The organism is Niallia sp. FSL W8-0951, from assembly GCF_038006525.1.
Classification (GTDB): Bacteria; Bacillota; Bacilli; order Bacillales; family Cytobacillaceae; genus Niallia; species Niallia circulans.
The window spans coordinates 829,303-844,425 of record NZ_JBBOVK010000001.1; the positions used below are offsets into that span (position 1 = coordinate 829,303).

Annotated in this window: 12 protein-coding genes; all 12 read left to right on the forward strand. The window is 37.2% G+C overall.

Annotated features, from left to right (window positions below; genetic code table 11):
• The first annotated feature begins 5 nt into the window (after window positions 1–5).
• The 12 genes from NSS71_RS03745 (at window position 6) to rbfA (ending at window position 15,042) form a co-directional block, all read left to right on the forward strand.
• Window positions 6–797, forward strand: a complete 792-nt coding sequence (locus tag NSS71_RS03745; RefSeq protein WP_047940030.1) for a phosphatidate cytidylyltransferase — start codon at window positions 6–8, stop codon at window positions 795–797.
• Window positions 798–835: 38 nt separating this feature from the next.
• On the forward strand, window positions 836–1,978 hold the full coding sequence (gene dxr / locus NSS71_RS03750; protein ID WP_047940031.1) for a 1-deoxy-D-xylulose-5-phosphate reductoisomerase: 1,143 nt from the start codon (window positions 836–838) through the stop codon (window positions 1,976–1,978).
• Window positions 1,979–1,995: 17 nt separating this feature from the next.
• The gene (gene rseP, locus NSS71_RS03755; protein ID WP_047940032.1) at window positions 1,996–3,261 is read left to right on the forward strand and encodes an RIP metalloprotease RseP; all 1,266 of its coding nucleotides are present in this window, start codon (window positions 1,996–1,998) and stop codon (window positions 3,259–3,261) included.
• Between the two features lie 172 nt (window positions 3,262–3,433).
• Window positions 3,434–5,140: a proline--tRNA ligase gene (locus NSS71_RS03760; RefSeq protein ID WP_047940033.1), complete on the forward strand. Its 1,707-nt coding sequence runs from the start codon at window positions 3,434–3,436 to the stop codon at window positions 5,138–5,140.
• Window positions 5,141–5,299: 159 nt separating this feature from the next.
• A complete protein-coding gene (locus NSS71_RS03765) occupies window positions 5,300–9,622 on the forward strand; it encodes a PolC-type DNA polymerase III (protein WP_047940034.1) in 4,323 nt (1,440 codons plus the stop codon).
• A gap of 275 nt (window positions 9,623–9,897) precedes the next feature.
• On the forward strand, window positions 9,898–10,371 hold the full coding sequence (rimP, locus tag NSS71_RS03770; RefSeq protein WP_172866010.1) for a ribosome maturation factor RimP: 474 nt from the start codon (window positions 9,898–9,900) through the stop codon (window positions 10,369–10,371).
• 81 nt (window positions 10,372–10,452) lie between these two features.
• Window positions 10,453–11,583, forward strand: a complete 1,131-nt coding sequence (gene nusA / locus NSS71_RS03775) for a transcription termination factor NusA (protein WP_047940036.1) — start codon at window positions 10,453–10,455, stop codon at window positions 11,581–11,583.
• 15 nt (window positions 11,584–11,598) lie between these two features.
• Complete coding sequence (gene rnpM / locus NSS71_RS03780; protein ID WP_047940037.1) at window positions 11,599–11,883, forward strand: RNase P modulator RnpM; 285 nt, start codon at window positions 11,599–11,601, stop codon at window positions 11,881–11,883.
• Window positions 11,880–12,182: a YlxQ family RNA-binding protein gene (locus tag NSS71_RS03785; RefSeq protein ID WP_016201165.1), complete on the forward strand. Its 303-nt coding sequence runs from the start codon at window positions 11,880–11,882 to the stop codon at window positions 12,180–12,182. Before rnpM ends, NSS71_RS03785 begins: the two co-directional genes overlap by 4 nt.
• Window positions 12,183–12,201: 19 nt before the next feature.
• Window positions 12,202–14,376: a translation initiation factor IF-2 gene (infB, locus tag NSS71_RS03790; protein ID WP_047940038.1), complete on the forward strand. Its 2,175-nt coding sequence runs from the start codon at window positions 12,202–12,204 to the stop codon at window positions 14,374–14,376.
• Window positions 14,373–14,654 (forward strand): DUF503 domain-containing protein, encoded by a 282-nt coding sequence (locus NSS71_RS03795; RefSeq protein WP_047940039.1) that lies wholly within the window; start codon window positions 14,373–14,375, stop codon window positions 14,652–14,654. The genes infB and NSS71_RS03795 overlap by 4 nt, the downstream gene beginning before the upstream one ends.
• A 22-nt stretch (window positions 14,655–14,676) precedes the next feature.
• Window positions 14,677–15,042 carry a 30S ribosome-binding factor RbfA gene (gene rbfA, locus NSS71_RS03800; protein ID WP_047940040.1) on the forward strand — a complete coding sequence of 122 codons (366 nt, stop codon included), beginning with the start codon at window positions 14,677–14,679 and terminating at the stop codon, window positions 15,040–15,042.
• Window positions 15,043–15,123: the final 81 nt, after the last annotated feature.

A 15,123-nucleotide genomic window follows, 5' to 3' on the forward strand; every position in this document is an offset into this window, starting at 1 on the left:
TAGAGATGAAGCAAAGAATCATAACAGCAATTATTGCAATAGCCGTATTTTTACCATTTGTATTAATTGGAAAACTACCATTAGTTCTTTTTACTTTTCTATTAGTTGGAATTGGTGTATTTGAAATGTTTAGAATGAGAAAAATTTCATTTTTTTCTATTCCGGGATTTATTTCATTAATTACCGTATGGATGATTGTTCTGCCGAATCATTATATAAGTTCGTGGAATATGAATAAAATAGAATTGGGCTTAATCGCTGTTTTATTTTATTTAACTTATATGGTTTTTTCTAAAAATAAATTTACATTTGATGATGTTGCTTTTACGATACTAGCTGTCATCTATATTGGAACAGGATTCCATTTCTTTATTGAAATTAGAGAAACGGATTTAGCTTTTCTTATTTATTCACTATTTATCATTTGGGCCACTGATTCTGGTGCATACTTCATCGGAAGAGCAATTGGAAAACGAAAATTATGGCCAGAAATAAGTCCAAATAAAACAGTCGAAGGATTTATTGGCGGGATAGTAAGTGCTTTAGTAGTAGGAGTTCTATTTAGTGTGTTTGGATACATAGAATGGTCTATAGGCTTTGCTTTTACTACCATTATCTTATCTATTTTTGGACAAATTGGTGATTTAACAGAATCTGCGTTAAAACGTCACTATGATGTGAAGGACTCAGGAAAGTTATTACCAGGACATGGCGGAATTCTGGATCGGTTTGACAGTCTTATTTTTGTCTGGCCGCTGCTTTATTTTATCTTTGAACGTTTTCTTCATTTAATTTAAAATAAATAGTAGGAAATATTGGGTGTAGGAGTGAGGTAGTGAAGTATATTAGTTTGCTAGGGGCGACAGGATCGATTGGAATGCAAACTTTGGATGTTATTAAAAGTCATCCAGATATGTTTGAATTAGTTGCCTTTTCATCAGGAAAAAATATAGAATTAACCAGAAAGATCATTCAAGAATTTAGACCGCAGCTTGTATCTGTTGCAGAAAAAAAAGATTATGAGCAATTAAAACAAATCTTCCCAGATATATGTTTTAGCTATGGATTGGATGGATTAATAGAAGCAGCCGTTTTTGATAAAGCTGATATTCTGGTAAATGCAGTAATCGGTAGTGTTGGTTTACATCCAACGTTACAAGCAATTGAAGCGGGAAAGGTTATAGCGATTGCAAATAAGGAAACATTAGTTACTGCAGGACATATTGTAATGGATGCAGCTGCAAAATATAATGTTCCTGTATTACCAGTTGATAGTGAGCATTCTGCTATTTTTCAATGTTTACAAGGGGAAAACCCGAAAAATATTGAGCGCCTTATTATTACTGCCTCTGGAGGAAGTTTCCGCGATCTTAGTAGAAAAGAGTTAGAGCAGGTGACAGTGGATGACGCTTTAAATCATCCAAATTGGTCAATGGGTGCGAAAATTACGATTGATTCGGCGACAATGATGAATAAGGGTTTAGAAGTAATTGAAGCGCACTGGTTATTTGGGCTTCCATATGAGAAAATAGATGTATTACTACATAAAGAAAGTATCATTCATTCAATGGTAGAATTCCATGATAGTAGTGTAATCGCTCAATTAGGTACTCCAGATATGCGAATACCCATTCAATATGCTCTTTCGTTTCCAGAGCGTCTAGCTGCAGCAAATGGGAAAAAATTAGATTTAGCTGCGATTGGAAAATTGCATTTTCAGCCTATGGACTTAGAGAGATTTAGATGTCTTCATTTTGCTTTTGAGGCTGGAAAAGCAGGTGGAACTTTACCAACAGTATTAAATGCAGCGAATGAAGTGGCAGTACAAAAATTCTTAAATCAAGAAATTAGCTTTCTACAAATTGAAGATTTAATCGAAAAAGCACTAAATAGTCATCAGAATATACTAAACCCTAGTCTTGAAGTGATCCAAGAGATTGACTTAGAAACAAGAAAAAGAGTAAGCACACTTCTATAAAAAGGTGGTTAAAAATTTTGTATACAGTTATAGCTTTTATCATCATTTTTGGTGCGTTAGTTTTTTTCCACGAATTAGGGCATTTCGTATTAGCTAAGCGTGCGGGCATTTTATGTCGTGAATTCGCCATTGGAATGGGGCCTAAAGTTCTTTCTTTAAAAAAGGGAGAAACTGTTTATACGATTCGTCTTCTGCCAATTGGCGGTTATGTGCGGATGGCTGGAGAAGATCCAGAAATGGTTGATATTAAACCTGGTCATCGCATCGGCTTAATCCTTAATGATAAAGAAGAAGTAACGAAAATTATCATTAACAATAAAGAAAAGTATCCGAATGCTCGTGTTATTAATGTAGAGGATGCTGATTTAGAACATAAGCTTTTTGTAAAAGGATATGTAGAGGAAGACAATGAAGATAATCTCCTCGTTTTTTCTGTAAGAAAAGATGCTGTTTTTGTTGAAAATGGAATCGAAACGCAAATTGCACCATATGATCGACAATTTGCCAGTAAGTCACTATGGCAGCGCACACTTGCTATTTTTGCAGGTCCGGCCATGAACTTTGTGTTAGCTTTTCTTATTTTTATTGTGATTGCGTTAATACAAGGAATTCCTTCAAATGAAGCAAAGCTTGGTAAGTTAACAGATGATGGAGTTGCAATTAGTGCAGGCCTGCATGAAGGCGATAATGTCATCAGCATTGACGGACAATCTGTAGGTTCTTGGGAAGAAGTTGTTTCCATTATTCAAAAAAGTCCGGGAGAGAACCTAGAATTTTTAATCGATCGTAATGGACAAGAAATGACAATTGACGTAACACCAAAGGAAACAGAAGTAGATGGAAAAACAATTGGGTTAGTTGGTGTATACAGCCCAATGGAAAAATCGCCATTAAAGTCTATCCAATTTGGTGCAGCACAAACCTATAATTGGACAAAGGAAATTTTTGGAGCAGTTGGTAAACTAGTAACCGGTCAATTTTCGATTGATGCTTTAGGTGGTCCTGTTGCCATTTATCAATCAACCGATACGGTTGCTCAATCAGGTGTCTATTCCTTAATGAATTGGGCGGCTGTTTTAAGTATTAACTTAGGTATTATGAATCTTCTTCCGTTACCTGCATTAGACGGTGGGCGACTATTGTTTTTTGCTATTGAAGCGGTTCGCGGTAAACCAATTGACCGGCAAAAAGAGGGCATCGTTCATTTTATTGGATTTGCCTTACTCATGTTATTGATGATTGTCGTCACTTGGAATGATATCCAACGATTTTTTATACAGTAGGATACTTTTCATTCCCCTTATTGTAAGGGGAATGTTGTTTTGTCAGGAAACTCTTTTTTGATAATAGGCATGAGGCAGTTGGCGGCAGCACAAGACACTCAACTCAAAGATGTAAAACATATCTCACCATAACAACTTAATAACAACATAAATAATAGAGGTGCAATGATAGATGAAGCAAAGTAAAATGTTAATTCCAACATTAAGAGAAGTACCAGCAGATGCAGATATTAAAAGCCATCAGCTCTTATTAAGAGCTGGATATATTAGACAAAATGCAAGTGGTATCTATTCTTATTTGCCACTAGCAAACAAAGTAATAAAGAAAATTGAACAAATTATTCGTGAAGAAATGGATGCAGCTGGTGGAGTGGAGTTATTAATGCCTGCATTGCAGCAAGCGGAATTATGGCAAGAATCCGGCAGATGGTTTACTTATGGACCCGAATTAATGCGTTTAAAAGACCGTAATAGTCGAGAATTTGCTCTTGGGGCCACACATGAAGAAGTGATAACTAGTTTAGTTCGTGATGAAGTGAAATCTTATAAACGCTTGCCATTAACGCTTTATCAAATCCAAACGAAATTCAGAGATGAGAAAAGACCACGTTTTGGAATTTTGCGCGGCAGAGAGTTTATTATGAAAGATGCCTACAGCTTCCATTCTTCGCATGAAAGCTTAGGAGAAGTTTATGACTCAATTTTCCAAGCTTATTGCAATATATTTGAGCGCTGCGGCTTAAACTATCGGGCAGTTATTGCAGATAGTGGCGCAATGGGCGGAAAGGATACGCATGAATTCATGGTATTATCTGATGTTGGAGAAGATACGATTGCGTACTCAACGGAATCCAATTATGCTGCAAATATTGAAATGGCTCCAGTTATTAATTCCTATGATAAAACGGACGAGCCTGCTAAAGAATTAGAAAAAGTAGAAACAAAAGAACAAAAAACAATTGAAGAAGTTTCTTCTTTCTTAAACGTAGCAGCAGAAAAATGTATCAAATCTCTTTTATTTAAAGTTGATGAGAAGTTTGTTCTAGTATTAGTTCGAGGAGACCACGAAGTAAATGATATTAAGGTGAAGAACCTTTTAGAAGCAAATGTAGTAGAATTAGCAGATCATGCAGATACGGAAGAAGTGCTAGGAAGCAAGGTTGGCTCAATCGGTCCAATTAACGTGAAAGATGTTGAAGTAATTGCAGATTATGCTGTGAAAGCAATTGTAAACGGTGTTTGTGGAGCAAACCAAGAAAATTACCACTATGTGAATGTGAATCCTGATCGTGATTTTACTGTCGATCAATATGCGGATATTCGATTTATTCAAGAAGGTGACCTTTCACCAGATGGAAAAGGCACGATTACTTTTGCTAAGGGCATTGAAGTAGGCCATGTCTTTAAGCTTGGTACTCGATATAGTGAAGCAATGGGTGCGACCTATTTAGATGAAAACGGCAGAAGTCAAGCACTTATTATGGGTTGCTATGGAATTGGTGTGTCAAGAACGATGGCAGCGATAGTGGAGCAATTTAATGATGACAGAGGGATTGTATGGCCAAATGCTGTAGCGCCATTTGATATTCATTTAATTACTGTAAATACAAAAGATGACACACAAAATGAGTTATCCGAAAAATTATATGCAGCATTAAAGGCTAATCGTTTTGATGTATTAGTAGATGACCGTGCTGAGCGTGCAGGCGTGAAATTTGCTGATTCTGATTTAATTGGTTTACCAATTCGCGTCACTGTCGGGAAAAAAGCAGGAGAAGGCATCGTAGAAGTGAAAGTCAGAAGTACAGGAGAAATGCTGGAAGTACATGAAAGTGAGCTTGCTGCTACGATTCTCCGCTTAACACAAGTAGCAGGATAAGCGAAAACAGGATAAAAGAAAAAGGTTTAGCAATCGGCTAAATCTTTTTCTTTTTGTAGCTTAGATTGTATGCTAAACTGCATTAAGGAAAAGAACAATTTATTTCTGTGATATAATATTTTTTATAGAAATTAAGCAAGATTGGAAGGAGCGACATAAATGAGTGATATACAGGGGAAAGTAGATCGTTTCCAGATTTTGCTGCAACAATTGCAATTAACGGATGATTCATATATTTCCCATTTTCGCAACGCAAGTATAGAAAAAATTGTTGTCGAAAAACGGTCCAAAAAGTGGCATTTTCATTTTTTGTTTGATGATATCATTCCATTTCAAGTCTATCAATTATTTACTGCCAAGTTAAAAAGTAGTTTTTCTCATATTGCTACTATTACGTATGATATTCGAGTAAGAAATGGAATTGTTACAGATGTATTAATTCGAGACTATTGGTCTGCGTGTATAGAGGAGATGCAAGGAATTTCTCCACCGTTATTAAAACTATTAAATGAACAAGTGCCGCAATTAAATGGCAATAAGCTGACAATTCAGGTTAGAAATGAAATGGAAGGCTTAGCGATTAAGCGTAAATACGCGAACTTAATTACAGACGCTTATCAATATTTTGGTTTTCCTGCAATGAGTTTAGACACAGAGATAGCAGCAGAAAAATCAAATTCAGATTATGAGCAATTCTTGCTTGCGAAGCAAAAAGAGGATGAGGAAAGAGGAAAACAAGCTTTATTAGATATTCAGAAGATGGAAGCTGAAAAAGAAGCTGGTGATTCGCCAATCCCAAGTGGTCCATTAACAATTGGCTTAACGATCAAGGATGATAGCGATTATCGTCGTATGGAAGAGATTGTCGATGAAGAAAGACGTGTTACGATTCAAGGATATGTCTTCTTTGCAGAAACAAAAGAGCTGCGCAGTGGACGAACGCTATTAACCTTTAAAATAACAGATTATACAAGCTCTATCCTTGTCAAAATGTTCTCTCGTGACAAAGAGGATGCAGCTCTTTTTCAATTGGTAAAAAAAGGTATGTGGCTTAGAGCGCGCGGAAGCATTCAAAATGATACATTCGTTCGCGATTTAGTGATGATAGGAAATGACTTAAATGAAATTAAGCCTGTTGAGCGGAAGGATACCGCTAAAGAGGATGAAAAACGAGTTGAGTTGCATCTTCATACACCAATGAGTCAAATGGATGCAGTTTCATCTGTCGCAACTCTTGTCGGCCAAGCGAAAAAATGGGGACATAAAGCAATTGCTATCACGGATCATGCTGTTGCGCAATCATTCCCGGAAGCTTTTGGTGCTGGAAAGAAAAATGACGTTAAAATTCTTTACGGCGTAGAAATGAATCTAGTAGATGACGGTGTACCAATAGCTTATAATCCAAAGGATATCGATTTAGAGGATGCGACTTATGTAGTATTCGACGTAGAAACAACTGGACTTTCGGCTGTATATAACACGATTATTGAACTGGCGGCAGTGAAAATCCATAATGGAGAAATTATCGATCGATTTGAATCTTTTGCCAATCCACATCATCGTCTTTCTGCGACAACCATTAATTTAACAGGTATTACTGATGATATGGTAGAAAGCGCACCAGAAATTGATATTGTCTTACGCAAGTTTGCGGATTGGACAGGCGATAGTATTTTAGTTGCTCATAATGCATCCTTTGATGTCGGCTTTTTGAATGTCGGCTATCAGAAGGCAGGACTGCCTAAATCGACAAATGCGGTCATTGATACATTGGAACTGGGTAGATTTTTATATCCAGAAATGAAAAATCATCGTTTAAATACACTCGCGAAAAAATTTGATATCGAATTAACTCAGCATCACCGCGCCATTTATGATGCTGAGGCGACTGGATATCTCGCTTTAAAAATGTTGAAAGATGCTGCTGAAAGGGGCATCACCAATCATAATCAATTAAATGATAATATGGGACAAGGAAATGCCTATCAAAGGGCAAGACCATATCATTGTACAGTGCTAGCGCAAAATGAGGTAGGGCTTAAAAATCTCTTTAAACTCGTTTCGATTGCACATATTAATTATTTCTATCGGGTTCCTCGTATTCCGAGATCAGTCTTGCAAAAATACCGGGAAGGTTTGTTAGTAGGATCAGCTTGTGATAAAGGGGAAGTCTTTGAAGCAATGATGCAGAAGGCTCCAGAAGAAGTAGAAGATATTGCGCCATTTTATGATTATTTAGAAGTAATGCCAAAAGAGGTGTACGCTCATTTAATTGAAATGGAGTTAGTACAAGATGAAAAAGCCTTAGAAGAAATAATTGGTAATATCGTAAAACTTGGGGATAAATTAGATATACCAGTGGTTGCGACCGGGAATGTTCATTATCTGAATCCTAACGATAAAATCTATCGAGAAATTCTAGTCGGTTCACAAGGTGGAGCGAATCCGCTTAATCGCCATAAGCTTCCAGATGTCCATTTCCGTACAACAAATGAAATGCTGGACTGCTTCGGCTTCCTTGGAAAAGAAAAGGCAAAAGAGATAGTTGTAACAAATACTAATAAAATTGCCGATATGATTGATGTTATTAAACCAATCAAAGATGATCTTTATACACCGAAAATTGAAGGATCGGAAGAAGAGATGCGGGAAATGAGCTATGGCATGGCTAGACGTATTTATGGTGATGAATTACCTGAAATCGTAGAAGCACGCTTAGAAAAGGAACTAAAAAGTATCATCGGTCATGGATTTGCCGTAATTTATTTGATTTCCCATAAGCTCGTGAAAAAGTCGTTAGATGATGGATACCTAGTAGGTTCGCGTGGATCTGTTGGTTCTTCCTTTGTTGCTACTATGACAGAGATAACCGAGGTTAATCCATTGCCGCCACATTATATTTGTGCGGAATGTAAATACTCGGAGTTTTTTAACGATGGTTCGGTTGGATCTGGCTTTGACTTGCCAGATAAAAATTGTCCTAACTGTGGGGCTCGCTTGAAGAAAGATGGTCACGATATTCCATTTGAAACTTTCCTAGGATTTAAAGGAGATAAGGTTCCCGATATTGATTTGAACTTTTCTGGTGAATATCAGCCAAAAGCGCATAACTATACAAAAGTGCTCTTTGGTGAAGAGTATGTGTATCGCGCAGGTACAATTGGTACAGTTGCGGATAAAACAGCATACGGCTATGTAAAGGCATATCAAAATGATAATAATTTACAAATTCGCGGAGCAGAAATTGATCGATTAGCATCTGGATGTACTGGGGTTAAACGTACAACCGGGCAGCATCCAGGGGGAATCATTGTAATACCAGACTATATGGATGTCTACGATTTTACGCCAATTCAATTTCCGGCAGATGATCGGAATTCTGAATGGAAAACAACCCATTTTGATTTCCATTCCATCCATGACAATGTTCTAAAGCTTGATATTCTAGGGCACGATGATCCAACTGTTATTAGAATGCTTCAAGATTTAAGTGGAATTGATCCAAAGACCATTCCAACAGATGATCCTGAAGTAATGAAAATATTCAGTGGTACCGAGTCCCTTGGAGTAACACCAGAACAAATTTATTGCAAAACGGGAACATTTGGTATCCCTGAATTTGGAACAAAATTTGTTCGACAAATGTTAGAAGATACAAAGCCGACAACTTTTTCTGAATTAGTACAGATTTCTGGTTTGTCCCATGGTACAGATGTATGGCTAGGAAATGCACAAGAACTTATTCATAATAATATTTGTAACTTAAGTGAAGTAATCGGATGTCGTGATGATATTATGGTTTATTTGATATATCAAGGCCTTGATCCAAGTTTCGCTTTCAAGATTATGGAAAGCGTGCGTAAAGGAAAAGGCCTTACAGATGAAATGGAAGAGGAAATGAGAAAGAATGAAGTACCAGAATGGTATATTGATTCTTGTAAAAAAATAAAATACATGTTTCCTAAAGCCCATGCTGCGGCATACGTCTTAATGGCAGTAAGAATTGCCTATTTTAAAGTGCATCATGCCCTATTATATTATGCAGCTTATTTTACCGTTCGCGCCGATGATTTTGATATTGATGCAATGGTAAAAGGATCCCATAGTATTAAAGCGGTAATCGATGATATTACGGCAAAAGGGTTAGATGCATCAACGAAAGAGAAAAACTTATTAACGGTAATGGAGCTTGCTTTTGAAATGGTAGAAAGAGGATACACATTTAAGAAAGTGGACTTATATAAATCAAGTGCTACTGAATTTATTATTGAAGGAAACTCTCTTATCCCGCCATTTAACAGTATTCCTGGACTTGGGACAAATGCTGCCATTAATATTGTAGAAGCAAGAAAAGATGGTGAATTCTTATCAAAAGAGGATTTACAGCAACGTGGAAAAGTATCAAAAACAATTATGCAATATCTAGAGAATCATGGTTGCTTAGCTGATATGCCAGATCAAAACCAGCTTTCTTTATTCTAAAACTCTTTCTTAATAAGAGAAGAAACCTTGAAACTACGGACTTTCATTTGCATAAATGAAGTGGTTATGGTATAGTTTATTTGGAAATACTAAGGATAACTTTCGCGAATGGAGAGTGGGGCAACCCACTCTTTCCTGTTTGTATTAGGGTTTTTTTCCTAAAATCAAAGGAAAGGGTATCGCTGATTTGATGGATGAGCAACAAAGAGTACATATTTCAGGCTGCTAAGTTGACTCTAAAAACATAATAAGGTTCCTTGCTTAAGGAGGGAAAAATTTTGAGCAAAGTAACAGAAATAGTCGAAGAAATGGTACATCCTATTTTAGATGAACTACACTTAGAATTAGTAGATGTCGAATATGTAAAAGAGGGACCAAACTGGTTTTTACGGGTATATATTGACAAAGATACAGGTGTAGATATTGATGAATGTGCAGTCGTTAGTGAAAAACTTAGTGAGAAGTTAGATGAAGTCGATCCGATTTCAGAAAACTATTTTCTTGAGGTTTCTTCACCTGGAGCAGAGCGACCATTAAAAAAAGACAAAGACTTCGAAAAAGCGATTGGGAAAAATGTCTATATTAAAACATATGAACCGATTGAAAAGGAAAAAACATTCGAAGGAGTTTTAACAGCTTTTGATGGTAAAACAGTAACAGTTGAAGTGAAAATTAAAACTAGAAAGAAAACAATTGTGATACCGTACGAAAAAGTGGCAAAAGCAAGACTCGCAGTTAGTTTTTCATAATGTATAAAGAATCGATGAAATGTCTTTTGTAATCGATCATTATAATTTTTCATAAAAGAGAATAAAGGGGGATACACGCTCATGAGCAGTGAATTAGTTGATGCTCTAGTGTTACTTGAAAAAGAAAAAGGAATATCACGTGAAGTGATCATGGATGCCATGGAAGCAGCTTTGATTTCTGCTTACCGTCGTAATTTTAACCAAGCACAAAATGTACGAATTGATTTGAATCTAGGTGCTGGGTCTATGCGTGTATTTGCTAGAAAAGAAGTAGTAGATGAGGTGTTTGACCCACGTCTTGAAATTTCTTTAGAAGATGCACAAAGAATTAATCCGAACTATGAAGTGGAAGATGTAGTAGAGTTGGAAGTAACGCCAAAAGACTTTGGCAGAATTGCGGCACAAACTGCTAAACAAGTAGTAACACAAAGAGTTCGCGAAGCAGAAAGAGGAATTATTTATTCTGAATTTATTGATCGCGAAGAAGATATCATGACAGGCATTGTTCAACGCCAAGACAGTAAATTTATTTACGTCAGCTTAGGCAAAATTGAAGCGATTTTACCTACAAATGAACAAATGCCGAATGAGCATTATAAACCGCATGATCGCATCAAAGTTTTCCTGACAAAAGTGGAAAAGACAACAAAAGGTCCCCAAATCTTTGTGTCTAGAACACATCCTGGGCTACTTAAAAGATTATTCGAGATGGAAGTACCGGAAATTTATGATGGTACAGTTGAAATAAAATCAGTTGCCCGTGAAGCGGGAGATCGTTCTAAGATTTCCGTTCATTCTGAGAACGAAGAGGTAGATCCAGTAGGTTCATGTGTAGGGCCAAAAGGAACTCGTGTACAGACGATTGTTAATGAGCTAAAAGGGGAAAAGATTGATATTGTTAAGTGGTCAAGTGACCCTACTGTTTTCGTTGCAAATGCTCTTAGTCCTTCAAAGGTCTTAGAAGTTATTGTAAACGAAGAAGATAAAGCAACAACGGTTATTGTTCCTGATTATCAGTTGTCGCTGGCTATCGGAAAGCGAGGTCAAAATGCACGTCTGGCAGCAAAGCTGACAGGCTGGAAAATTGATATCAAATCCGAGTCAGAAGCAAGAGAAGCTGGAATTTATCCTACTGAAAATTCATTGATTAAGTTTGATGATGAAGTAGAAGAAGAGGATGATTTCCGCTTAAACACAGAAGATTTCGAGTGATAGAGGTGAATGTGTGTGAACAAACCAAGAAAAGTACCAATGCGTAAGTGTGTTGCTACTGGTGAAATGAAGCCGAAGAAAGAACTAGTTCGCATCGTTCGTTCCAAAGAAGGGGTTGTATCCGTCGATTTAACAGGAAAAAAATCTGGTCGAGGAGCATATCTCTCATTGGATAAAGAAGCAGTACTATTAGCCAAGAAGAAGAATATTCTTTCTAGCCAGCTTGAAGTTACTGTAGATGATACAGTTTATGACGAGCTGTTAGAACTAATAGATAAGGAGCAAAGACAATCCAAATGAACGATAACAAGTGGATGTCATTACTTGGCTTAGCAAATCGAGCACGGAAAATAACCTCAGGTGAGGAATTGACCGTTAAAGAAATTAGAAGCGGTAATGCAAAGCTAATATTATTGTCGGAAGATGCGTCACAAAACACGACAAAGAAAATCACTGATAAATGTCGTTCCTATAAAGTACCAGTGAAGCTTGTTTCAAATCGGGAAATCCTAGGTAAAGCAATAGGGAAAGAACAACGAGTGGTTGTCGCTGTTTTGGATAATGGATTTGCAAAAAAACTTTTAACGCTGCTCGATTAATTCTAGCGGGGGTGAAATGATGAGTAAAGTGCGAGTATACGAATACGCAAAAAAATATAACATTTCAAGCAAGGATGTTATTGCAAAATTAAAAGAGATGAACATAGAAGTCTCAAACCATATGACTACACTGGAAGAGGACGCAGTAAAAAAATTAGATAGCATATATAATAAAAAGAACGAAGAAAATAAGCCAAAAGCGCCAGCTGCAAAAGTGGCTGCTAAAAATATCGCGGACGAGTATGAAAAAGAAAGCGATGAAATGGCTGAAAAGGGGAAAGTAAATCAATCTGTGAAAAATACTAAAGATAATAAGCCAGGTTTTAACAAACCAAAAAATAATAATAATAATAACAACAATAAAAATAGAAACAACAATCGTAAAGGGAAGCAGAATACTGCTCCAGCTGCACCGCCAGCTCCGAAAAAGGAAAAAGAATTACCAGAGAAAATTACATTCAGTGAGTCTTTAACCGTTGCTGAATTAGCAAAGAAATTGCATCGTGAACCATCTGAAATCATCAAAAAATTATTCCTTCTTGGTGTGATGGCAACAATCAACCAAGAATTAGATAAAGATGCAATTGAATTAATCTGTACAGATTATGGTGTAGAGGTCGAAGAGGAAATCCAAATCGATACGACAGACCTAGAAGTATACTTTGCAGATGAAGAAGGCGCAGAATTAGTAGAGCGTCCATCTGTTGTGACCATTATGGGACACGTTGACCACGGGAAAACAACATTGCTTGACAGCATACGTAATACGAAAGTAACAGCAGGAGAAGCTGGTGGTATTACCCAGCATATTGGTGCATACCAAATTGAGGAGAATGGCAAGAAAATTACTTTCCTTGATACACCTGGACACGCAGCTTTTACTACAATGCGTGCACGTGGTGCGAAAATCACTGATATCACTATCCTTGTTGTTGCTGCTGATGATGGTGTTATGCCACAAACAATTGAAGCAATCAACCATGCCAAAGCAGCTGAGGTTCCAATTATCGTTGCTGTTAATAAAATGGATAAACCAACCGCTAATCCAGATCGCGTAATGCAAGAATTAACAGAACATGGATTAGTACCTGAAGCTTGGGGTGGGGATACTATCTTTGTTCCACTTTCCGCTTTAACAGGTGAAGGTATTGACTCTCTGCTTGAAATGATTCTTTTAGTAGGAGAAGTAGAAGAGTATAAAGCAAATCCAGACCGTAATGCAGTTGGTACTGTTATTGAAGCACAATTAGATAAAGGAAAAGGTTCGGTAGCAACATTGCTTGTACAAAATGGTACATTGCATATTGGGGATCCGATTGTAGTTGGGAACACATTTGGTCGTGTTCGTGCAATGGTTAATGATCTTGGCCGCCGAGTTAAAACAGCAGGACCATCAACACCAGTTGAAATCACTGGGTTAAACGATGTTCCTCAAGCTGGTGATCGTTTTGTTGTTTTCAAAGACGAGAAAACCGCAAGACAAATCGGGGAAGCTCGTTCCACGCAAGCGATTCAAGCGCAAAGATCTGAAAAAACAAGAATTAGCTTAGACAACCTGTTTGAACATATGAAACAAGGGGAAATGAAAGATATTAATATCGTTCTTAAAGCCGATGTTCAAGGTTCAGCAGAAGCGTTAGCAGCTGCTCTTTATAAAATCGAAGTAGAAGGCGTAAACGTAAAAATCATCCATACAGGTGTAGGGGCGATTAACGAATCCGATATTACCCTTGCTGCAGCATCAAATGCGATTGTAATTGGATTTAACGTACGTCCAGACGTAAACGCAAAAAGAGCCGCAGATGCTGAAGAAGTAGATGTACGCTTACACCGTATTATCTATAAGGTTATTGAAGAAATTGAAGCAGCGATGAAAGGGATGCTTGATCCTGAGTTCCAAGAAAAGATTATTGGTCAAGCGGAAATTCGTCAAACATTCAAGGTTTCTAAAATCGGTACCATTGCAGGTTCTTATGTAACGGACGGGAAAATTACAAGAGACAGCGGTATTCGTTTGATTCGTGATGGTGTTGTTATTTTCGAAGGGGAAATCGATGCATTAAAACGTTTCAAGGACGATGCAAAAGAAGTGGCTCAAGGTTACGAATGTGGTATTACCATCAAAAACTTTAACGATGTTAAAGAAGGCGATATTATCGAAGCATATGTAATGGAAGAAATTGAGCGTAAATGATTGTTGGATTAATGTCAGTGGAATGCATTATTTATGATGCCCACTCATTAAAAGAAAAGCGGGCGGTTCTGCAAAGAATTATGACCCGCTTAAAGCAAAGATTTAATATCTCTATTTCAGAAGTCGGGTATCAAGATACTTGGCAAAGAACAAAAATTGCTGTTGTTACCGTTGCTTCTGCGCGAGTTTCAGCTGAAGGTGTACTGCAGCAGACACAGCAGTTTATTGATTCTTTTCCTGAAATAGAGAGAACCATAACAGATATAGAATGGCTTTAAAAAAAATGAGGTGAATTGCGCGATGAGTCTAAGACCAAATCGTGTTGGTGAACAAATGAAGAAGGAACTAGGCGAGATTATTAGCCGTAAGATAAAGGATCCTCGCATTGGTTTCGTAACAGTTACAGATGTTAATGTTACTGGTGACCTTCAACAAGCAACTGTGTATATTTCTGTACTTGGCGACCAAGAGCAACGGGAAAATACACTAAAAGGGCTGGCAAAAGCGAAAGGATTTATCCGTTCTGAAATTGGACAAAGAATTCGTTTACGCAAAACGCCTGAAATTACGTTTGAATTTGATGAGTCGATAGATTACGGAAATAGAATTGATACATTATTGCATCAAATCGCAAAAGAAAATCCGTCCAGTGATGACGAAAGATAATGATGTAACATAAACTTGCTCCTATCGGACTTTTTCCATGATACTTATGGATGGGCGATAGGAGTTTTTTTATAAGCGGTG